Raw genomic sequence first — 21,943 nt, forward strand, 5'->3', positions numbered from 1 at the left:
CGTAAGTTTAGCCGATATACACAAACTCAACCTGACTTTATCGTTATCGATAGTGCAGTGAACAAGACGCCATAACGTTACCGCTATGGCGTCTGTTTGTGCTTTGTAGTTATTACAGTTTCGCGCTTACCCAGCTTTCAACGCTGGCCAATGCCGCAGGAAGTGCCGCCGCATCCATACCACCGGCTTGCGCCATGTCCGGACGACCGCCACCTTTGCCACCCACCTGCTGGGCAACCATGCCAATCAGTTCCCCTGCTTTAACGCGGTCGGTCACATCCTTAGAGACGCCCGCAATCAGAGAAACCTTACCTTCTGCTACCGTCGCCAGTACGATAACCGTCGAACCAAGCTGGTTCTTGAGATCGTCGACCATGGCACGCAGCATCTTAGGCTCTACACCTGCCAGATCGCTGACAAGCAGTTTGACGCCCTTAATGTCTACAGCCTTGCTGGAGAGGTTTGCACTCTCCTGCGCCGCAGCCTGCTCTTTCAGCTGCTGCAGCTCTTTTTCCAGCTGGCGAGTACGATCCAGCGCAACACGCACTTTCTCGCCCAGATTCTGGGTATCGCCTTTCAACAGCTGCGCGATATCGTGCAGCTGGTCACTCTGCGCATGCAGGCTGGCAATCGCACCTTCACCGGTCACCGCTTCAATACGACGCACACCTGCCGCCGTACCGGATTCAGAAACGATGCGGAACAGACCGATATCACCGGTACGCGATGCGTGTGTACCACCGCACAGCTCGGTAGAGAAGTCGCCCATGCTCAATACGCGAACACGGTCGTCATATTTCTCACCAAACAGGGCCATCGCACCTTTTTTCTTCGCCGCGTCGAGATCCATAATGTGGGTTTCGATTGGCAGGTTACGACGGATTTGCGCGTTCACCAGATCTTCCACCGCACGGATTTCAGACGGTTTCATCGCTTCAAAATGCGAGAAGTCGAAACGCAGCACTTTGTCGTTAACCAGAGAACCTTTCTGTGCAACATGCGTTCCCAGAACCTCACGCAGTGCAGCGTGCATCAGGTGCGTTGCCGAGTGGTTCAGACGGATGCGTGCGCGGCGCGCTTCGTCAACATTAGCCTGAACGCCCTCGCCCACTTTCAGGGAGCCTGAAACCAGTTTACCCAGATGACCAATCGCCTGGCCGTATTTCTGAGTGTCGTTCACACTGAAGCTGAAACCGTTGCCTTTCAGTTCGCCTTTATCGCCAACCTGACCACCGGATTCCGCATAGAACGGGGTTTTATCCAGAATGACAACTGCATCCTGACCTGCACTGATACTGTCTACGGCTTTGCCGTCAACAAACAGGGCGGTCACTTTGCCAGTCAGTTCCAGCGCTTCATAACCTTTAAATTCAGACGCGCTGTCCACGCGGATCATCGCGTTGTAGTCTGCGCCAAAACCGCTGGACTCACGCGCACGACGACGCTGCTCTTCCATCGCCGCTTCGAAGCCCGCTTCGTCCACTTTGATGTTGCGCTCACGGCAAACGTCCGCCGTCAGGTCAACCGGGAAGCCGTAAGTGTCGTACAGGCGGAAGGCGGTTTCGCCATCCAGCGTGTCGCCCTTAAGCTTAGCGAGTTCTTCATCCAGCAGCGCCAGACCACGCTCCAGCGTACGGGCAAACTGCTCTTCTTCAGTCTTCAGTACTTGCTCAACCTGCGCCTGCTGGCGTTTCAGCTCATCACCCGCAGAACCCATTACGCCAATCAGTGGCCCAACGAGCTTATAGAAGAAGGTGTCCTTCGCGCCCAGCATGTTGCCGTGACGGATAGCACGACGAATGATACGACGCAGCACATAGCCACGGTTTTCATTCGACGGAATAACACCGTCAGCAATCAGGAACGCACAGGAACGGATATGGTCTGCGATTACGCGCAGTGATTTGTTGTTCAGATCGGTCGCGCCAGTCACTTCTGCAACGGCTTTGATCAGGGTGCTGAACAGATCAATTTCGTAGTTGGAGTTAACGTGCTGCAGAACAGCCGCAATACGCTCCAGGCCCATACCGGTATCAACGGACGGTTTTGGCAGCGGCTCCATGGTGCCGTCGGCCTGACGGTTGAACTGCATGAAGACGATGTTCCAGATCTCAATGTAGCGATCGCCGTCTTCTTCAGGGCTGCCTGGAGGGCCACCCCAGATGTGGTCGCCGTGATCGTAGAAGATCTCGGTGCACGGACCGCAAGGGCCGGTGTCACCCATCTGCCAGAAGTTGTCAGACGCGTAAGGTGCGCCTTTGTTGTCACCGATGCGAATAATACGTTCGCGCGGGATACCGACTTCTTTTTCCCAGATTTCGTAGGCTTCGTCATCGGTTTCATAGACGGTAACCCACAGACGCTCTTTCGGCAGGTTGAACCAGTTTTCACCAGTCAGCAGTTCCCACGCGTATTGAATAGCATCATGTTTGAAATAGTCGCCGAAGCTGAAGTTACCCAGCATTTCGAAGAAGGTATGGTGGCGCGCAGTGTAACCGACGTTTTCCAGGTCGTTGTGTTTACCGCCCGCACGCACGCAACGCTGTGAGGTTGTGGCGCGGGAATAATTACGCTTGTCGAGACCAAGGAACACATCCTTGAACTGGTTCATCCCGGCGTTGGTAAACAGCAGAGTTGGGTCGTTGTTCGGCACCAGGGAGCTGCTGGCAACAACCTGGTGTCCCTTACTATGGAAAAAATCGAGAAACGCCTGACGGATCTCAGCGGTGCTCTTGCTCATAATTATCCTGAAATCAAGCTAACGAAATGTCGTAGCAAGCCGGTATCGGTAAACCCCTGGACAGACCTGCTACTGGAAAAAGTGGGAATAAGATAAGTTTTCTTTGGTGGGAAGTAAAATCCCGCATGCGTTCAATCGGCAAAATTACGCCAGATATCCTGAATATCTTCCATCAGAAAGCCGCGGTAGAGCAAAAAGCGCTGGATTTTGACTTTTTCTGAAAATTCACGCGGCAGCGGTTCACCGTATTTACGAATCGCCTGCTCTTTTGCCAGCGCACACCAGTCGGTGTCACAGTCGCGCATTGCTTTTTCGATGGACTCACGGGCAACGCCCTTCTGGTTCAGCTCCTGACGGATACGCGCCGGACCGTATCCCTTGCGGCCACGGCTGGCCAGGAACCGGGAAGCAAAACGGTCGTCATCCAGATAGTGATGCTCGTAGCACCAGGCAATCACCCGGTCATAATCTTCCGCGGTGGCATCAATCTCTTCCGGCCCATTTTTACTCATCACCGGGGCCGACAGTTTACGCCGCAGCTCTTGTTCACTGTGGTCACGCACGGCAAGGATCCGCACCGCGCGGTCCAGTAATCGCGCATAAGCGGGTCGACGCGTTGTGAATTCGCTCATAAAAAACCTGCTGGTTCAGAAATGCAAAAAGGGCCGCATCAGCAGCCCTTCATTTTTAAACGAAAGCCTTAAAAGTCTTCGTTAGTTTCTTCAGCATCCGCACCATCAACCACGAAATCAGGTTTAGAGTCCTGGTTGTTCAGCAGAAGCTCACGCACTTTCTTCTCGATCTCTTTCGCTGCAGCCGGGTTCTCTTTCAGCCAGGAGATCGCATTCGCTTTACCCTGACCAATTTTATCGCCGTTGTAGCTGTACCATGCGCCCGCTTTTTCGATCAGCTTCTCTTTCACGCCCAGGTCAACCAGTTCGCCGAAGAAGTTGATACCTTCACCGTAGAGGATCTGGAATTCAGCCTGTTTGAACGGCGCGGCAATCTTGTTCTTCACGACCTTCACGCGGGTTTCACTCCCCACCACGTTCTCACCTTCTTTCACCGCGCCGATACGGCGGATATCCAGACGGACAGAAGCATAGAATTTCAGCGCGTTACCACCAGTAGTGGTTTCCGGGTTACCGAACATCACGCCAATTTTCATACGGATCTGGTTGATGAAGATCAGCAGCGTATTGGACTGCTTCAGGTTACCGGCCAGCTTACGCATTGCCTGGCTCATCATACGTGCCGCGAGGCCCATGTGAGAGTCGCCGATTTCGCCTTCGATTTCCGCTTTTGGCGTCAGCGCAGCAACGGAGTCGACCACGATAACGTCAACCGCACCGGAACGCGCCAGCGCGTCACAAATCTCCAGCGCCTGTTCACCTGTATCTGGCTGAGAACACAGCAGGTTATCGATATCCACGCCCAGCTTACGAGCATAAACAGGGTCCAGCGCGTGCTCGGCATCGATAAAGGCACAGGTTTTACCTTCGCGCTGCGCCGCGGCAATCACCTGCAGCGTCAGGGTGGTTTTACCGGAGGATTCTGGCCCGTAGATCTCTACGATACGGCCCATTGGCAGACCGCCCGCGCCCAGCGCGATATCCAGAGAAAGCGAACCGGTGGAGATCGTTTCCACATCCATGGTACGGTCTTCACCCAGGCGCATGATGGAGCCTTTACCGAATTGCTTTTCGATCTGGCCCAGTGCTGCCGCCAACGCTTTCTGTTTGTTTTCGTCGATAGCCATTATTACTCCTGTCATGCCGGGAGAAGCGACTGTGCTTCACCGTGGATTTCTGTTCTGTTGGTGCAATTATACTGTATGGTCATACAGTATCAAGTGTTTTGTAGAAATTGTTGCCAGAGCGTTTTTAACGCATAAACGGTGGCCTGACGACGCACACTTTCACGATCGCCGCTAAAGCACTCGCGACGCGTGATCCCTTCACCTTTAGAGGTGGCAAAACCAAACCAGACGGTGCCGACAGGCTTCACGTCACTGCCGCCGTCCGGGCCGGCGATACCGCTAATAGAGATGGCATAATCTGCACGCGCCGCTTTCAGCGCACCAATCGCCATCTCAATCACCACCGGTTCGCTGACCGCGCCATGCTGTTCAAGCGTGGATTCATGCACGCCAATCATTTGCGCTTTAGCTTCGTTACTGTAGGTCACAAAGCCGCGTTCAAACCAGGCGGAACTGCCTGCAATATCGGTAATGGCTTTAGCAACCCAGCCGCCGGTACAGGATTCGGCAGTCGTGATAGTCGCGCCACGTTGCTTAAGCGCCAGTCCTACGACTTCGCTAAGCTGCATCAATTCATGGTCAGTCATTCTCGCTCCGGGCATCAGAAAAACGTGCAGCACAAGATAGCACTTTCTCGTCAGATATGGAGATGAGGATCATGTTTTACGAGGGGGGTTCAGAAAAAAGCCGATGCGAAGGCACCGGCTGAGAAAAAGGTTACTTCATGCTCCTGGCGAGGGTATTTACGTTATGGCGAAACGCCTTAACGTAGGTATCCGCCACGCCGCCTTTGGCTGACAGCGCCTCCGGGTAAAGTTCGCCCCCCGGCTGCGCACCGGTGGCCGTGGCAATTTGTTTAACCAGGCGCGGGTCGAGCTGGTTTTCCATAAACCAGGTTTTCACCCCGTCCGCTTTAATCTGATTGATAATCTCAGCCACCTGCGCTGCGCTGGCTTCGCTCTCTGACGACAAGCCCTGCGGCGCAATAAAGGTTACGCCATAGGCGCGGCTGAAGTAGCCGAAGGCGTCATGGCTGGTGAGGACTTTACGTTTTACCTGCGGGATCTGGCTGAACTGCGTTTTGGCCCAGTTGTCCAGTTGCATAAGCTGCGCGATATAGGGTTGACCGGTGGCCTCCAGCGCCGCCTTATCTTCAGGATCGGCTTTTACCAGACCGGCAAGGATATTTTGCGCATACAGTGCCCCGTTCGCAGCGCTGTTCCAGGCATGCGGATCGGTCACGGTTTTCCCGTCCTCTTCAAGCGTGTGGCTTTTCACCCCGGTCGAAGCCACCACCAGCTGGCCCTTAAATCCGGAGGCCTTCACCAGACGGTCGAGCCAGCCCTCCAGCCCCAGCCCGTTCACCACCACTACATCGGCCTTGCTGAGCGCCGCACTGTCTTTCGGCGACGGTTCAAAGGTATGCGGATCGCCGTCCGGCCCCACCAGCGTGGTCACATTGACCCGGTCGCCCCCTACCTCACGCGTAATGTCTCCCAGAATGGAAAAACTGGTGACCACATTGAGCGTTTTCGCCATCACGCCCTGTGACAACATCCCGAGCGCGAGCGCCATTATTAACCCTGTACGTTTCATCATTTCCCCTTGCGTTAAAAAAGCGCACGCAGGCTGCCAGCCAGGTGGCTTCGTGTGCCAAATAAAACAGAAATAAAGAACAGCGCGCTGGCGGTCAGCACGATGGACGGCCCTGCGGGTAAACTCACCGCCCAGGAGAGGCTTAACCCCAGCCATGCGCAAAAAACGCCGCTGATGCCCGCCAGGCAGAGCAACCCCGGCAGGGTGCGCACCCAGCAGCGTGCCGCCACCGCCGGCAACATCATCAGCCCGACGGCCATTAGCGTGCCGAGAACCTGAAATCCGGCCACCAGGTTAAGCACCAGTAACGCCAGAAACAGCCCGTGCAACAGGCCGGGCAGCCAGCGGGCGTTAACCTGTAGCCAGGCGGTATCGAACGCCTCGGTCACCAGTCCACGATAGAAAACTGCCAGCGTCACCAGCGTGAAGATGCACACGCCAGCCACAAACAGCGCGGCGTCGTTATCCACCGCCAGAATGGAGCCAAACAGCAGGTGCAGCAGATCGACGTTCGAACCGCGCAGCGACACCAGCGTCACGCCCAGCGCCAGCGAGCCGAGATAGAACCCGGCAAAACTGGCATCCTCTTTGAGCGGCGTACGTCGACTGACCAGCCCGGCCACCAGCGCCACGGCGATCCCGGCGATAAACCCGCCGATGCTCATCGCCAGCAGTGACATACCGCTCAGCAAATAACCCACCGCAACGCCGGGTAAAATGGCGTGTGAAAGGGCATCGCCCATCAGGCTCATCCGGCGCAGTTGAAGGAAAACGCCCAGTGCCGTGGTGCTGACGGACAGCGCCAGGCACACCACCAGCGCGCGACGCATAAAGCCGTATTCGATAAACGGCTGAAAGAAGAGATGCCAGATCATGCCACCCTCACCCGCTCGGTTTTCCAGTGCGGAATAGCCGTATCCAGCCGTAGCGTTTGCGGAAAATGACGCGATACGCGCTCGCTGTCATGCAACACCGCAAGCAGGGTCTGGCCCTGCATGTACATCTCGAGCATCAGGTCCATTAGCACGTTACAGGTAGCTTCATCGACGCCGGTAAAAGGTTCATCCAGCATCACCAGCGGCGCCTGTTGCACCAGGATCCGCGCAAACAGCATGCGCTGAAACTGGCCGCCGGAGAGTGCATCGATGGTAGATAACGCCATGGCGTCAAGCCCGACACGCTCCAGCGCGCTGGCAATGCGCGAGCGTGTTTCCCGACCAAAGCCGGAAAAGAGCGACACACGCGGCCAGCAGCCCATACTCACCACATCCTGCACCGTCAGCGGAAACTGCGCCTCCAGCGCGTGACGCTGTGCCAGCCAGCCAATCACCGGGCGTTTCTCCTGCCAGCGAAAACGGCCGCTCACCGGCGGAATAAACCCGGCGAGCGTTTTGAGCAGCGTGGATTTTCCACATCCGTTGGCCCCGATAATGGCGGTCATACTTCCGCGTTCAATTACGCCCGACAAGGCACGCGTAACGGGCATGCGGTCGTAACCCGCAACCAGTTCATCCATGACAATCATGGCAATGCCACCGCCCAGCGCACGGCCAGCCCGATAAACACGACAATCACCAGCGCCAGCAGAAACCTAACTGCCGCAGACAAAGAGAAAAGGGACGTTGACATGTTGACACCACATTAAATGTTATAACGTAACAATAATAAAAGGCGATTGAGATGTAAATGGCGCGTTTGCAAAGGGAGTGTGGCGAAATGTTTCTGTAAAACTCCCCTCTCCCGTGGGAGAGGGAGGAATAAAGCGACTTACTGACTGAACGGTGACGCCGCAGGGACACGCGCCTGCGATACCGCCAGGCCCAGTTGCCACACGGCCATCGCATAGTGCGTGCTGTGGTTATAGCGGGTGATGGTGTAGAAGTTTGGCATACCGTACCAGTACTGATACCCGGTTCCTACATCCAGACGCAGCAGGCTCACCTGATCGACATTACCCAGCGGCTGCGTTGGCGTTAAACCTGCCGCCGTCAGCTGCGCAACGCTGTATTTGGTTTTGAAGCCGTTTTCCAGACCAAACGCTTCGCCGTTAGCCTGCACGGCAACCTGCCCACCCGGCGTCCAGCCGTGTGCCTTGAAGTAGTTCGCCACGCTGCCGATGGCATCCACCGGATCCCACAGGTTGATGTGACCATCTCCGTTAAAGTCGACGGCATACTGCTTGTAGGAAGAGGGCATAAACTGGCCGTAGCCCATCGCTCCGGCAAACGACCCTTTCAGATCGAGCGGGTCATCCTGTTCGTTACGCGCCATCAGCAGGAAGGTTTCCAGCTCGGAAGAGAAGTACTCGGCACGACGCGGATAGTTAAACGAGAGCGTGGCCAGCGCATCAAGAATGCGCGTTTTGCCCATCACGCGGCCCCAGCGCGTTTCCACACCAATAATGCCGACGATGATTTCAGGCGGCACGCCGTAGACCTGCCACGCGCGATTGAGGGCATCTTCATACTGATTCCAGAACACCACGCCATTTTGCACGTTGTCCGGGGTAATAAACTGTTTGCGATAGCGCAACCACGCACCGTTTGGCCCGGTTGGCACCTGCGCTGACGGTGCCTGCCTGTCCATCAGGCGCAGCACGTAGTCCAGACGTTTCGCCTGCGACAAGATTTCATGCAGTTGCTGTCTGTCAAAGCCGTGTTTGCTCACCATTTTATCGATGAACTGTTCGGCCGCCGGGTTATTCGCGAAGTCGCCCCCCATCTGCATCATATTGTGCTGCGGCTCCAGCAGGAATCCTCCTGAAGGCGCGCCAGCCGTCTGCACAGCGGCTTCAGTCTTGGGTTTACTACTACATGCGGATAGCAGAATAAGCGCAGGTAACAACGCTGCATAACGACGCTTGAACATGGGACATCCATTTAACGGGTTCGATAAGAACCCAGTATGGTAAAGCATCCGCAACACCTCAAGGAAGCGGTACGCGCCTTACCCACCAAATCTTTACGCTCCTCAACGCAAATCTGCGCTTTTTTCAACCAAAATGCGTCTCCCCCGCCCATTAACTTTCAAAATAATCCATTTTTCTTTCATTGTGAGATCTGATTAACACTTTAAAACCTTTCAAAGTGATTATTATTAGTCCCGGTAATACAAAACAAGAAAAGCCTCACAGGAGAGAAGAATGATAGAAACCATCACCCACAGCGCCGAGTGGTTCATCGGGCTGTTTCAGAAAGGCGGAGAAGTCTTCACCGGCATGGTGACCGGGATCCTGCCCCTGCTGATCAGCCTGCTGGTGATCATGAACGCGCTGATTAATTTTATCGGCCAGCAACGCATTGAACGCTTCGCCCAACGCTGTGCCGGGAACCCGTTATCCCGTTACCTGCTGTTGCCCTGCATTGGAACCTTCGTTTTCTGCAACCCCATGACCTTAAGCCTCGGCCGCTTTATGCCAGAAAAATACAAGCCGAGTTATTACGCCGCCGCCTCATATAGCTGTCACTCCATGAACGGCCTGTTCCCGCATATCAACCCGGGGGAACTGTTTGTTTATCTCGGCATTGCCAGCGGCCTGACAACGCTTGGCCTGCCGCTCGGCCCACTGGCGGTGAGCTATCTGCTGGTCGGCCTGGTCACCAACTTCTTCCGTGGCTGGGTGACCGATCTCACCACCACCATTTTTGAGAAAAAAATGGGCATCCAGCTTGAGCAACGCGTTCATTTGTCAGGAGCCACAGCATGAGCCGGATCCGCATTGAGAAAGGCACGGGTGGCTGGGGCGGCCCGCTGGAGTTCGACGCCACCGAAGGCAAAAAAATCGTCTATATCACCGCAGGCACACGCCCGGCGATTGTCGACAAACTACGCGAGCTGACCGGCTGGGAAGCGGTCGACGGTTTCAAAGAAGGCGAACCACCGGAGGCGGAAATCGGCGTGGCGGTTATCGACTGCGGTGGCACCCTGCGCTGCGGCCTCTATCCGAAGCGTCGCATTCCGACGGTGAATATTCACTCCACCGGAAAATCAGGCCCGCTGGCGCAGTACATCCTCGAAGACATTTATGTCTCAGGCGTGAAGGAGGACAACATCACGCTGGTGAATGGCACTTCCGCGCCGCAAAAAGCCGCACCGCGTGATTACGACACCAGTAAGAAGATCACCGAGCAGAGCGACGGCCTGCTGGCGAAGGTCGGCATGGGAATGGGATCCGCCGTGGCGGTACTGTTCCAGTCCGGGCGCGACACCATCGACACGGTGCTAAAAACCATTCTGCCGTTTATGGCCTTCGTCTCCGCGTTAATCGGCATCATCATGGCCTCCGGTCTGGGAGACTGGATCGCCCACGGCCTCGCCCCGCTTGCCAGCCACCCGCTCGGTCTGGTGACGCTGGCGCTGATCTGCTCCTTCCCGCTGCTGTCGCCGTTCCTCGGCCCGGGGGCGGTGATTGCTCAGGTCATCGGCGTCCTGATTGGCGTGCAGATTGGTCTGGGCAACATTCCTCCGCACCTGGCTCTGCCTGCGCTGTTTGCCATTAACGCTCAGGCGGCCTGCGACTTCATTCCCGTTGGCCTGTCGCTGGCCGAAGCGCGCCAGGACACCGTACGCGTGGGCGTGCCGTCTGTGCTGGTCAGTCGTTTCCTGACGGGCGCACCGACGGTGCTGATTGCCTGGTTCGTTTCCGGCTTTATTTATCAATAAGAGGTTCCTGCGATGACCGTGATTTATCAGACCACCATCACCCGCATCGGCCAGAGCGCGGCCGATGCGCTCAGCGACCAGATGCTGATCACTTTCCGCGAAGGTGCACCGGCAGATATCGAAGAGTTTTGTTTTATCCACTGCCACGGCGAGCTGCACGGAGCGTTAAAGGCAGGAAGCCAGCTGGAGCTGGGTGACACCCGCTATGCCGTCACCGCCGTGGGCGACGTGGCCGAGCAAAACCTGCGCGAGCTGGGCCACATCACCCTGCGGTTCGATGGCCAGCCGCAGGCAGAGTATCCCGGCACGGTTCACGTGGAGGGGCCGGTTCCGCAGGCTGTTACCCCAGGCTGCACATTAAAATTTGTTGCGTAATTAAGGAGAGCGTTATGAGTCAGGTTGCCGTTGTCATTGGTGGAGGACAAACCTTAGGAGAGTTTCTCTGCCGTGGGCTTGCCGCAGAAGGTTACCGCGTGGCGGTAGTGGATATTCAGAGTGAGAAAGCCGCCCGCGTGGCGGATACCATCAATACCGAGTTTGGTGAGGGGATGGCGTACGGGTTTGGTGCCGATGCCACCAGCGAGCAGAGCGTCATGGCGCTGGCTCGCGGGGTAGACGAGATTTTTGGCCGTACCGACCTGCTGGTCTACAGCGCAGGGATCGCGAAAGCGGCGTTTATCAGCGATTTCGAACTGGGGGACTTTGACCGCTCGCTGCAGGTGAATCTGGTGGGTTACTTCCTCTGCGCCCGCGAATTTTCCCGTCTGATGATCCGCGACGGCATTCAGGGGCGCATCATTCAGATCAACTCCAAATCGGGCAAAGTGGGCAGCAAGCATAACTCCGGCTACAGCGCGGCGAAATTTGGCGGCGTAGGGCTGACCCAGTCTCTGGCGCTGGATCTGGCCGAATACGGGATTACCGTTCACTCGCTGATGCTGGGCAACCTGCTGAAGTCGCCAATGTTCCAGTCGCTGCTACCTCAATACGCCACCAAGCTTGGCATCAAAGAAGACGAAGTGGAGCAGTATTACATCGACAAAGTGCCGCTGAAGCGCGGGTGCGACTATCAGGACGTGCTGAACATGCTGCTGTTTTACGCAAGCCCAAAAGCCTCGTACTGCACCGGCCAGTCGATTAACGTCACCGGTGGGCAGGTGATGTTCTGATCGAGCAGGCTGATGCCCTCACCCTCCCCCTCTCCCACCGGGAGAGGGAATATAACAAGGAGCCGATATGGTAACCGCACTCATCACCGTCGCCGCCCTCGCCTGGATCTGCCAGATGGCATTCGGCGGCTGGCAGATCCATCAGTTTAACCGCGCGTTTGACGCCCTCTGCCAGAAGGGCCGCGTGGGCGTCGGGCGCTCCGGGGGGCGCTTTAAACCGCGCGTCGTGGTTGCAATTGCGCTGGATGAACAGAATCGGGTATGCGACTCCCTCATCATGCGCGGGATAACGGTGTTTGCCCGCCCGGTGAAAATTCAGGCAATTAACGGCATATCGTTGCAGGAATTACAGCCTGATGTGATCTTCCCCCACGATCCACTCTGTCAGAATGCACTATCATTAGCGCTTAAATTGAAACATGGATAATTTCGTTGTGAACGCGATAAGCTTGCGAAATTATCATTTCGCAACGTAAGGAACGAAGCGCCTATGAAACCTCGTCAGCGGCAGGCGGCCATTCTTGAGCATCTGCAAAAGCAGGGAAAATGCTCGGTAGAAGAGCTGGCCCACTACTTTGACACCACCGGCACAACGATACGCAAGGACCTGGTATTGCTCGAAAACGCAGGCGCGGTCATTCGAACCTACGGTGGGGTGATGCTCAACAAAGATGAAGCCGACCCGCCTATCGATCACAAAACGCTGATCAACACCCACCAGAAAGCGCTGATTGCCGAAGCCGCCGTGAAATTTATCCATGATGGTGACTCCATTATTCTTGATGCAGGCAGCACCGTCCTGCAGATGATCCCGTTGCTCAACCGCTTTAACAACATCACGGTGATGACCAACAGCCTGCACATCGTCAACGCCCTGGCAGAGTTCGACAGCGAACAAACCATTCTGATGCCCGGCGGTACCTTCCGTAAAAAATCGGCGTCCTTTCACGGCCAGCTGGCGGAAAACGCCTTCGAGCACTTCAGCTTTGACAAACTGTTTATGGGCACCGACGGCATCGACCTGAACGCCGGTGTCACCACGTTCAACGAGGTGTTCAGCGTCAGTAAAGCCATGTGCAACGCCGCCCGGGAAGTCATTTTGATGGCGGACTCCTCGAAGTTTGGCCGTAAAAGCCCCAACATTGTCTGTAGCCTTGAAAGCGTCGATACGCTGATTACCGACGCAGGGATCGATCCGGCGTTCAAAAAAGCGCTGGAAGAGAAAGGCATCGATGTGATCGTAACGGGAGAAAAAGATGAGTGATTTTCTGTTAAACGCAGGCCGTCAGACCCTGATGCTGGAGCTACAGGAGGCCAGCCGCCTGCCGGAACGGCTGGGCGACGATTTTGTCCGCGCCGCCAATACCATCATCCAGTGTGAAGGCAAAGTGATTGTCTCCGGGATCGGCAAGTCCGGCCACATCGGCAAAAAAATTGCCGCAACGCTGGCGAGCACCGGGACACCGGCGTTCTTCGTGCACCCGGCTGAAGCCCTGCACGGCGATCTGGGGATGATTGAAAGCCGTGACGTGATGCTGTTTATCTCCTACTCCGGCTCGGCCAAAGAGCTGGACCTCATCATCCCGCGCCTGCAGGAAAAATCGATCGCCCTGCTGGCCATGACCGGTAAATCCCGTTCGCCGCTGGCGCTGGCGGCCAAAGCGGTGCTGGATATTGCCGTGGAGCGCGAAGCCTGCCCGATGCACCTCGCCCCCACCTCCAGCACCGTCAACACCCTGATGATGGGCGACGCGCTGGCAATGGCGGTGATGCAGGCGCGCGGTTTCAATGAAGAAGATTTCGCCCGTTCACACCCTGCCGGGGCGCTCGGCGCACGGCTGCTGAATAATGTTCACCACCTGATGCGCTCTGGCGATGCCATCCCGCAGGTCAAACTAGATACCAGCGTGATGGACGCGATGCTGGAGCTGAGCCGCACCGGGCTGGGTCTGGTCGCCGTCTGCGACGATACGCGCCAGGTTAAAGGCGTCTTTACCGACGGCGACCTGCGCCGCTGGCTGGTGGGCGGCGGCAAGCTGGAGGCTCGCGTCTCAGAAGCGATGACCTCTGGCGGGTTAACGCTGAATGCCAACAGCCGCGCCATTGAAGCCAAAGAGGTGCTGATGAAACGTAAAATCACCGCCGCGCCGGTGGTGGATGACGCTGGCCGCCTGTGCGGCGCCATCAACCTGCAGGATTTCTACCAGGCAGGCATTATTTAACCCTTGAGTCCCAGACGCTTCGCCAGCCGGTGCAGGTTGGCGACGTCCATTTCCAGCGCCCGCGCGCACGCCGCCCAGCTGCGGTTGTTCTGTTCCAGCGCGCGGGTAATCATCTGACGCTGAAATTCTTCCGTCGCTTCACGCAGGTTCTCGTTCACGCTTTCAGGCGCAGCGGGCTTCACGGACGGTATATTTTCATCATGCAGGGCAAAATGGCGCGCATGAATCACGATTTCATCCCCCGAGCGCGTCGCCCGCGCCAGCACCACCGCGCGATGGATGGCGTGCTCCAGCTCGCGTACATTACCCGGCCAGCCGTAGGTCAGCAGATGGCTTCGCGCCCCCGGGCTTAATACCACGCGCGACAAGCCCATTTTGAGCCGACACTGTTCGCAGAAAAAACCCGCCAGCAGCACCACATCGTCCCCACGCTCGCGCAGCGGCGGCACGGTAAGCGGAAAAACACTCAGACGATGGAACAGATCGGCGCGGAAATTGCCGTTCAGCACCGCTTCGCGCAGGTCGCGGTTGGTTGCCGCCAGCACGCGCACGTTGACCCGTAAGCTGCGGTCGTCTCCCACGCGCTGAATATCACCGTACTGTAATACGCGCAGCAGCTTGGCCTGCAGCGACAGCGAAAGCTCGCCTATTTCATCGAGGAATAGCGTGCCGTTATCGGCCATTTCAAACTTGCCGCTGCGGTTGCTGATGGCCCCGGTAAATGCCCCTTTGACGTGACCAAACAGCTCGCTTTCCGCCACGCTTTCCGGCAGTGCGGCGCAGTTAAGGTAGACCAGCGGGTTGGCCGCACGCGGTGAAGCTTCGTGAATGGATTTCGCCACCAGCTCTTTACCGGTGCCGGTCTCACCGAAGATCAGCACGTTCAAATCGGATGCCGCGACGATCTCAATCTCTTTTTTGAGTTGTACCATGCCTGGCGAGAGGCCAATCATCTCCGTATGCGCGACCTGTTCAAACGCCGCCGGGCTGCCGGGAAGAATATTCTGGCTCTCCAGCTGTTCAATCAGCAGAGCATTGTTCAGCGCCCCGGCCGCCAGGGCCGCAATCAGGCGCAGCTCTTCGTCGCTGAAGGTATCGAACTGGTCCGGCGACATGCCGTCGAGGGTCAGCGCCCCAATCAGGTTTTGTCCGGCAAACAGCGGCAGGCCGATACAGGCGTGCACCTTCAGGCTCTCCTGTCCGGGTATAAGGCCGTCGTACGGGTCGGGCAGATCGCTGTCTGCCGGAAAACGCACCACGTCACCCGCCCGGGCGATGGTCTCCAGCCGCGGGTGGCCTTCCAGCGTAAAGCGTCGCCCGAGCACGTCCTGCGCCAGCCCGTCGATGGCCAGCGGAATAAACTGCCGTCCCTCGTAGCGCAGCAGCGCCGAAGCATCGCAGTCCAGCACGTGGCGCAGCGTGGAGATCAGCCGCTGAAAACGATCCTGATGCCCGATGCCGGTTTGCAGTTCAATGGCGATTTTCGCCAGCACGTCTACGGAAAAGCTCATGTCTGCCTCGCTGTCATTTTGACAATACATAGTGTCATATTGACATCTTTAACGATAGTCATAATGACTACCCATTCGGGGGCATAAAAAATTTAACCCATAAAAATCAACAAAATAAAAGTTGGCACGCAAGTTGATATAGACAAAACAACTTATTCAACACGCCGTATTATTTGAGGTTGCTATGTCTATTCTGGTTAAAAATAACATTCATTGGGTTGGTCAACGTGACTGGGAAGTGCGTGATTTTCACGGAACGGAATATAAAACGCTGCGCGGCAGCAGCTATAACAGCTATCTCATTCGTGAAGGTAAAAACGTACTGATCGATACCGTCGATCATAAATTCAGCCGCGAGTTCGTGCAGAACCTGCGCAGTGAAATCGATCTGAACGACATCGACTACATCATCATCAACCACGCGGAAGAGGATCACGCCGGGGCGTTGACCGAGTTGATGTCCCACATTCCGGATACCCCGATCTACTGCACCACCAACGCCATCGACTCCATCAACGGTCACCATCACCATCCGGAGTGGAACTTCCACACCGTGAAAACCGGCGACACGCTGGATATCGGTAACGGTAAACAGCTGATCTTCGTAGAAACCCCGATGCTGCACTGGCCGGACAGCATGATGACCTACCTGACCGGCGATGCGGTGCTGTTCAGCAATGACGCCTTTGGTCAGCACTACTGCGACGAACGCCTGTTTAACGATGAAGTGGATCAGACCGAACTGTTCGAACAGTGCCAGCGCTACTACGCCAACATCCTGACTCCGTTCAGCCGTCTGGTGACGCCCAAAATCACCGAGATCCTCGGCTTCAACCTGCCGGTGGATATGATTGCCACCTCCCACGGCGTGGTGTGGCGTGAAAACCCAACCCAGATCGTTGAGCTGTACCTGAAATGGGCGGCGGATTATCAGGAAGACCGCATCACGATTTTCTACGACACCATGTCCAACAACACCCGCATGATGGCAGACGCCATCGCCCAAGGCATCAACGAGGTGGACCCAAACGTGGCGGTGAAAATCTTCAACGTGGCGCGCAGCGATAAAAACGAGATCCTCACCAACGTCTTCCGCTCTAAGGGCGTGCTGGTGGGCACCTCCACCATGAACAACGTGATGATGCCGAAAATTGCTGGCCTGGTGGAAGAGATGACCGGTCTGCGCTTCCGTAACAAACGTGCCAGCGCCTTTGGCTCCCACGGCTGGAGCGGCGGCGCGGTAGATCGTCTCTCCACCCGCCTGCAGGATGCCGGTTTTGAGATGTCCATGAGCCTGAAGGCCAAATGGCGCCCGGATCTTGACGCGCTGGAAGTCTGTCGTCAGCACGGCCGCGATATTGCTCGTCAGTGGGCGCTTGCACCGCTTCCTGGGGCCGCAGCACTCCCCGCCGAACAGCCGCAAACCTGTGCCGGGGCAGCCAGCGCCGATCTCGGTCCACGCATGCAGTGCAGCGTCTGCCAGTGGATCTACGACCCGGAACTGGGCGAGCCGTTGCAGGACGTGGCTCCAGGTACGCCGTGGAGTGAGGTGCCGGACAACTTCCTCTGCCCGGAATGTTCCCTCGGAAAAGACGTCTTTGACGAACTGGCAACGGAGGCAAAATGAGCAACGGTATCGTCATCATCGGCTCGGGCTTTGCCGCCCGCCAGCTGGTGAAAAATATCCGCAAACAGGACGCTAACGTGCCGCTGACGATGATCGCGGCCGACAGCATGGACGAGTACAACAAGCCCGATTTAAGCCATGTGATTAGCCTGAACCAGCGCGCCGACGATCTCACCCGCCAGACGGCGGGGGAGTTCGCGGAGCAGTTCAACCTGCGTCTGTTTCCGTACACCTGGGTCACCGATATTGACGCCGATGCCCACGTGGTAAAAGCGAAAGATAAAACCTGGCAGTACGACAAGCTGGTGCTGGCGACGGGGGCCTCTGCGTTCGTGCCGCCGGTTACCGGCCGCGAGCTGATGATGACGCTCAACAGCCAGCAGGAGTATCGGGCCAGCGAAACGAAGCTTCGTGATGCAAAACGGGTAATGATTGTTGGCGGCGGTTTGATTGGCACCGAGCTGGCAATGGATTTTTGTCGGGCGGGTAAAGCCGTCACCCTGGTCGACCACGCGGCAAGCATTCTGTCGGCCTTGATGCCTGCAGAAGTAAGCAGTCGCTTACAGCACCGTCTGACCGACATGGGCGTGCATCTGCTGTTGAAATCGCAACTGCAACATCTGACCGAAACCGAAGGCGGCATTCGCGCGACGCTTGACCGCCATCGCAGCCTGGAAGTCGATGTGGTGGTTGCCGCGACGGGGTTGCGCCCGGAAACGGCGCTGGCGCACCGCGCAGGCGCTGAAACAGGCCGTGGCGTGAAGGTGAATAGCTACCTGCAAACCACGCAGCCCGACATTTACGCCCTGGGGGACTGCGCGGAAATCAACGGCCAGGTACTGCCTTTCCTGCAGCCGATCCAGCTTAGCGCCATGTATCTGGCAAAAAACCTGCTCGGCAACAGCGCGCCGCTGAAATTACCGGCCATGCTGGTGAAGGTGAAAACGCCAGCGTTGCCGCTGCATCTGGCAGGTGAAACCCAGCGCCAGGATCTGAACTGGCAGATCGCTGTGGAAGCTCAGGGAATGGTCGCGCGCGGCTCTGACGCCGATGGCCAGCTCCGCGCTTTTGTGGTTAGCGAAGATCGGATGAAGGAGGCTTTCGCGCTACTGAAATCGCTGCCCGCTTAACCCTTAACCTTTTACCACGCTTACTTAACCCTGGGATTTTATTATCCGCAGCCCCGATGTCCCGGGGCTTTTTTTTACGTAATTTATTAGCAAGATAAATACAAAAGAGGTAAATCATCGCCATCTGTCCTTAACTTATTATTTGACTGAATATAAAAGTGTAAAAACCTTCATAAACAGCAAGATATTCATTCCATTTTTCCAGTAAAACGGCACCCTGCTTCGCTTTACCGGAACGACATCATGGCGATTTTACCCCTCAAACACAATGGTTTTAGCGCAGCACTCAGGAATGTATGACCAGCGCGTCGTAGCCGCGCCAGCGGTAGTTGATCATGGAGATCAGCCAGCAGGCGACAAACAGCCCAACCACCACAAAACCGGCGTTGCCGAGGTTATCGTTGACGGCACCAATGCGATCCCAGATGCCGCCGCTGAGGGCAAATTTATCCATCAGCAGCCCCAGCGCTTCCAGCCCGCCGATAAACACCGCCACCACCACAGAGGTACCGGTAATGGTCATGTTGTAGTAGAGCTTGCGCTGCGGTTTGTTGAATGCCCAGCCGTAAGCCCCCACCATCAGCAAGTTGTCGAGGGTATCCACCAGCGCCATGCCGCTGGCGAAAAGCGCCGGGAAGATCATGATTGACCACACCGACATACCGTTTGAGGCGCTGGCGGCAGAGATCCCGAGCACGCCGATTTCAGTGGCGGTATCAAAACCAAGCCCGAACAGAAAACCGACCAGATACATCTGCCAGCTTTTGTTGACCAGGCGGAAAGTCGCGCCAAACAGCCAGTTCATTATTCCGCCCTGCGCCGGGAGCGAGATGTCTCCCTGCACCGCCTGCCCGTTTTTCAGCGCCTGAAAATTGCGCCAGACACCGCGCAAAATCACCATATTGACTAACGCCATCGCCAGCAGGAACGTCGCGGAGACGGCCGTGCCAATCAGGCTGCCGGTTTCATGAAACCAGGCCATATTTTTCTGAAACGCGGTCGCCGTCGCGGCAATGGCGATGGAGGCCAGCACCACAATGGTGGAGTGCCCCAGTGAGAACCACGCCCCGACACCAGAGGGGCGCTTGCCCTGCTGCATCATCTTGCGTGTCACGGTATCAATGGCCGCGATGTGGTCAGCATCCACCGCGTGACGCAACCCATAGCACCAGGCAAGCAGGCTTGCGGCCATTAACGCAGAACTGCTGCTAAAGGCGTTCCACGCCCAGCCCCACGCCAGAAGATTAGCCATTACCAGCGCCAGCAGCAGGAGCGCGGCGCGAGGTTCATTGCGTAAGCGTCGTAACATTTTACATCCTTTTTGAACATGACCGGGCTGCGGCAACCACCGCCTGCCCGAAGGAGATAGCCCCGTCACCCGCAGGCAGATGATGGGGAAAAAGAAGCGTGAAATCAGAGAGGTGTACCCGCAGACGCGCCCGCAGCAGGCGGTTATGCAACACGCCGCCGCTGAAACAGACGGTAGAGAGCGACAGGCGTCGGGCATGGTGTCGGGCTAACGCCGCCAGCCCTTTTGCCAGCGCGTCGTGAAAGGCCCACGCGCGCTCACAGGGTTGCGCCTGCCAGGACAGCCACTGCCGCCAGAAGAACGCAAGGTTTTCAACCTGAAGCGTCACCGGGTGCTCAACACCCGGGCACTGCGCGGCCAGCGCCTCCAGCCTGCAGGCGGCTTCGCCTTCATAGCGTTGTGTTTCAATACCCAGAGCACAGGCCACCGCATCAAACAACCGCCCGCAGGACGACGCCAGCGGCGCGTTAAGGCCGCGCTGAACGGCGGTCGCTAAAAGCGGCCAGTTTTGCGAACGTACGGCACGGGTTTCCGGGTAGCGTTGCCAGTCAGGAACAAACGCCAGGCAGTGTGCCAGCAGATTTCGCCAGGGCTGCATGGCCGCGAGATCGCCGCCCGGCATCGCCACGGCGGGCAGGCCGCCCAGATGCTCGCACTCAAGGTAGTTCACCCGCAGACACTCCCCGCCCCACAGCGCGCCGTGCTCGCCCATGCCGATCCCGTCCAGCGTCAGGGCGATGGCGTCGCCACCGTCGAGCGGCCAGCCGTTTTCGGCAAGGCAGGCCGCGGCATGCGCGTGATGATGCAGTACGGTATCGACCGGCAGCGCCTGCTCCTGTGCCCAGTGCCGGGCGTGATAGCCAGGATGGGCATCGCACACCAGCCGCTCTGGCTGAAAGGCGTAGATCTGCTGCATCAACGACAGTGCTGAACGCCACTGGGCCTCGACACCGTCGTCACTGAGATCGCCAAAATGCTGGCTCAGCACCGCCTGGTTACCGCGCACCAGACAGAAGGTATTCTTCATGTCGGCACCGGTCGCCAGAATAGAGGGAACAGGGCTAAAACCGGCGGGTAACGTGATGGCATCCGGCACGAAACCGCGCGCCCGACGCAGCATGGCCCCGTCCTGATCCAGTACGGAATCGTCCATCCGCTGCAGGATGTCGCGGTTATGGAGCAGAAAACCGTCAGCGATCTCTGCGAGCTGTTCCAGTGCCTGTGGATTACTGATGGCAGGCGGTCTGCCGCTGAGGTTGCCGGAGGTCATCACCAGCGGGCGTTGCGTCTCCTGCATCAGCAAATGGTGCAGCGGATTGGCCGGGAGCATCACACCGAGGCTATCCAGGCCCGGCGCGATGTCATCCGGAAAGGTCGGCAGCCAGGCTTTAGGGATCAGCACGATGGGCGCGGCAGGCGAGCGCAGCCGTGTTTGCACCGGCTGCGGAAGGCCGTCGGCGTTCGGGATCATCACCGCCAGCGGTTTCCCCGGACGCTGCTTACGTGCCCGCAGCATTGCCACCGCCTGCGGGTTAAGCGCGTCGCAGGCCAGATGAAATCCGCCCAGCCCTTTGATAGCAACGATGCCACCGTTTTTCAGCGTTTGCACCGCCGCGTTCAGCGCCAGCTCGCGGGTGACAACCCGATCGGCCGCACGCCACTCAAGCTCAGGGCCGCAGTCCGGGCAAGCCACGGGCTGGGCGTGAAAACGTCGGTCCGCAGGGTTGCGGTATTCCGTTTCGCACGGCGAGCAGAGCGGGAATGGCGCCATGGCCGTGGCCGGGCGGTCATACGGCATGGCGCGGATAATAGTAAAACGCGGGCCGCAGTGGGTGCAGTTAATAAACGGGTAACGATAGCGGCGCTCGTGGGGGTCGTTCATCTCCGCAAGGCACGCGGGACAGGTGGCGGCATCCGGTACAATCTGGGTGTCCATTGCCCCGCCCGCGCTGTGGCGAATGGTGAATGTCTCCGGCACCGTTGACCAATGAAACGGCTGCGTGTCGATACTCTCGATGCGCGCCAGCGGCGGGCAGTCCTGGCGCAGCCTCGCGGTGAAATGCCCCCCATTACCCGCGAGGCGCACCAGCACGCCCTCTCCGTCGTTGCAGACATCGCCGGTCAACTGCAGCGCCTGAGCCAGTTGCCAGACGAAGGGCCGAAAGCCCACGCCCTGCACCTTGCCACGCACCCGCAACTGTACGCCGTTACCGCCCAT

20 protein-coding genes are annotated in these 21,943 nt (G+C 57.5%); 9 read left to right on the plus strand and 11 right to left on the minus strand.

Annotated elements, in window-relative coordinates; all coding sequences use genetic code 11:
* Nucleotides 1-112: 112 nt before the first annotated feature.
* The 8 genes from alaS to mltB form a co-directional block, all read right to left on the minus strand.
* Nucleotides 113-2,740, minus strand: a complete 2,628-nt coding sequence (alaS, locus tag ACOTX3_RS17735) for an alanine--tRNA ligase (RefSeq protein ID WP_127869193.1) — start codon at nucleotides 2,738-2,740, stop codon at nucleotides 113-115.
* Nucleotides 2,741-2,871: 131 nt separating this feature from the next.
* Entirely contained in the window at nucleotides 2,872-3,372 is a 501-nt protein-coding gene (recX, locus tag ACOTX3_RS17740; RefSeq protein ID WP_020689258.1) for a recombination regulator RecX, read from the minus strand.
* 68 nt (nucleotides 3,373-3,440) lie between these two features.
* On the minus strand, nucleotides 3,441-4,499 hold the full coding sequence (gene recA, locus ACOTX3_RS17745; RefSeq protein WP_013098438.1) for a recombinase RecA: 1,059 nt from the start codon (nucleotides 4,497-4,499) through the stop codon (nucleotides 3,441-3,443).
* A gap of 89 nt (nucleotides 4,500-4,588) precedes the next feature.
* Entirely contained in the window at nucleotides 4,589-5,086 is a 498-nt protein-coding gene (pncC, locus tag ACOTX3_RS17750; RefSeq protein ID WP_013098439.1) for a nicotinamide-nucleotide amidase, read from the minus strand.
* Nucleotides 5,087-5,216: 130 nt separating this feature from the next.
* Nucleotides 5,217-6,095, minus strand: a complete 879-nt coding sequence (locus ACOTX3_RS17755; RefSeq protein WP_058678785.1) for a metal ABC transporter substrate-binding protein — start codon at nucleotides 6,093-6,095, stop codon at nucleotides 5,217-5,219.
* Nucleotides 6,096-6,109: 14 nt separating this feature from the next.
* Nucleotides 6,110-6,970, minus strand: coding sequence for a metal ABC transporter permease (locus ACOTX3_RS17760; RefSeq protein WP_013098441.1), 861 nt, complete (start codon nucleotides 6,968-6,970; stop codon nucleotides 6,110-6,112).
* Nucleotides 6,967-7,620, minus strand: a complete 654-nt coding sequence (locus ACOTX3_RS17765) for a metal ABC transporter ATP-binding protein (protein WP_058678786.1) — start codon at nucleotides 7,618-7,620, stop codon at nucleotides 6,967-6,969. Before ACOTX3_RS17765 ends, ACOTX3_RS17760 begins: the two co-directional genes overlap by 4 nt.
* A 242-nt stretch (nucleotides 7,621-7,862) precedes the next feature.
* On the minus strand, nucleotides 7,863-8,963 hold the full coding sequence (gene mltB, locus ACOTX3_RS17770) for a lytic murein transglycosylase B (protein ID WP_023620633.1): 1,101 nt from the start codon (nucleotides 8,961-8,963) through the stop codon (nucleotides 7,863-7,865).
* Between the two features lie 274 nt (nucleotides 8,964-9,237).
* On the opposite strand from mltB, the gene srlA reads away from it, so the two are divergent.
* The 7 genes from srlA to gutQ all read left to right on the plus strand — a co-directional run bounded on the left by srlA (nucleotide 9,238) and on the right by gutQ (nucleotide 14,148).
* Nucleotides 9,238-9,801 carry a PTS glucitol/sorbitol transporter subunit IIC gene (gene srlA, locus ACOTX3_RS17775; protein ID WP_058678787.1) on the plus strand — a complete coding sequence of 188 codons (564 nt, stop codon included), beginning with the start codon at nucleotides 9,238-9,240 and terminating at the stop codon, nucleotides 9,799-9,801.
* Nucleotides 9,798-10,757 carry a PTS glucitol/sorbitol transporter subunit IIB gene (gene srlE, locus ACOTX3_RS17780; RefSeq protein ID WP_020689263.1) on the plus strand — a complete coding sequence of 320 codons (960 nt, stop codon included), beginning with the start codon at nucleotides 9,798-9,800 and terminating at the stop codon, nucleotides 10,755-10,757. The genes srlA and srlE overlap by 4 nt, the downstream gene beginning before the upstream one ends.
* 12 nt (nucleotides 10,758-10,769) lie before the next feature.
* Nucleotides 10,770-11,132: a PTS glucitol/sorbitol transporter subunit IIA gene (gene srlB, locus ACOTX3_RS17785; RefSeq protein ID WP_013098446.1), complete on the plus strand. Its 363-nt coding sequence runs from the start codon at nucleotides 10,770-10,772 to the stop codon at nucleotides 11,130-11,132.
* Between the two features lie 14 nt (nucleotides 11,133-11,146).
* The gene (srlD, locus tag ACOTX3_RS17790; RefSeq protein ID WP_013098447.1) at nucleotides 11,147-11,926 is read left to right on the plus strand and encodes a sorbitol-6-phosphate dehydrogenase; all 780 of its coding nucleotides are present in this window, start codon (nucleotides 11,147-11,149) and stop codon (nucleotides 11,924-11,926) included.
* 67 nt (nucleotides 11,927-11,993) lie between these two features.
* A complete protein-coding gene (gene gutM, locus ACOTX3_RS17795; RefSeq protein WP_045902008.1) occupies nucleotides 11,994-12,353 on the plus strand; it encodes a transcriptional regulator GutM in 360 nt (119 codons plus the stop codon).
* Nucleotides 12,354-12,416: 63 nt separating this feature from the next.
* Nucleotides 12,417-13,190 carry a glucitol operon DNA-binding transcriptional repressor SrlR gene (srlR, locus tag ACOTX3_RS17800; protein ID WP_013098449.1) on the plus strand — a complete coding sequence of 258 codons (774 nt, stop codon included), beginning with the start codon at nucleotides 12,417-12,419 and terminating at the stop codon, nucleotides 13,188-13,190.
* A complete protein-coding gene (gene gutQ / locus ACOTX3_RS17805; RefSeq protein ID WP_013098450.1) occupies nucleotides 13,183-14,148 on the plus strand; it encodes an arabinose-5-phosphate isomerase GutQ in 966 nt (321 codons plus the stop codon). The genes srlR and gutQ overlap by 8 nt, the downstream gene beginning before the upstream one ends.
* Here gutQ and norR read toward each other — a convergent pair.
* Nucleotides 14,145-15,659 (minus strand): nitric oxide reductase transcriptional regulator NorR, encoded by a 1,515-nt coding sequence (gene norR / locus ACOTX3_RS17810; protein ID WP_058678788.1) that lies wholly within the window; start codon nucleotides 15,657-15,659, stop codon nucleotides 14,145-14,147. The two genes, gutQ and norR, sit on opposite strands and share 4 nt — an antisense overlap.
* A 184-nt stretch (nucleotides 15,660-15,843) precedes the next feature.
* On the opposite strand from norR, the gene norV reads away from it, so the two are divergent.
* Both norV and norW read left to right on the plus strand, forming a co-directional pair.
* Complete coding sequence (gene norV, locus ACOTX3_RS17815) at nucleotides 15,844-17,286, plus strand: anaerobic nitric oxide reductase flavorubredoxin (protein ID WP_058678789.1); 1,443 nt, start codon at nucleotides 15,844-15,846, stop codon at nucleotides 17,284-17,286.
* Nucleotides 17,283-18,416 carry an NADH:flavorubredoxin reductase NorW gene (gene norW, locus ACOTX3_RS17820; RefSeq protein WP_058678790.1) on the plus strand — a complete coding sequence of 378 codons (1,134 nt, stop codon included), beginning with the start codon at nucleotides 17,283-17,285 and terminating at the stop codon, nucleotides 18,414-18,416. The genes norV and norW overlap by 4 nt, the downstream gene beginning before the upstream one ends.
* 286 nt (nucleotides 18,417-18,702) lie before the next feature.
* Here norW and ACOTX3_RS17825 read toward each other — a convergent pair whose 3' ends face one another.
* Together ACOTX3_RS17825 and hypF are read right to left on the minus strand one after the other, a co-directional pair.
* A complete protein-coding gene (locus ACOTX3_RS17825; protein ID WP_029883946.1) occupies nucleotides 18,703-19,725 on the minus strand; it encodes a HoxN/HupN/NixA family nickel/cobalt transporter in 1,023 nt (340 codons plus the stop codon).
* A 1-nt stretch (nucleotide 19,726) separates the two neighbouring features.
* A complete protein-coding gene (hypF, locus tag ACOTX3_RS17830; RefSeq protein WP_127869192.1) occupies nucleotides 19,727-21,943 on the minus strand; it encodes a carbamoyltransferase HypF in 2,217 nt (738 codons plus the stop codon).

Origin of the sequence: Enterobacter cloacae complex sp. IR5384, assembly GCF_049237265.1 — a bacterium.
In the GTDB taxonomy this organism is placed as follows: Bacteria; Pseudomonadota; Gammaproteobacteria; order Enterobacterales; family Enterobacteriaceae; genus Enterobacter; species Enterobacter cloacae.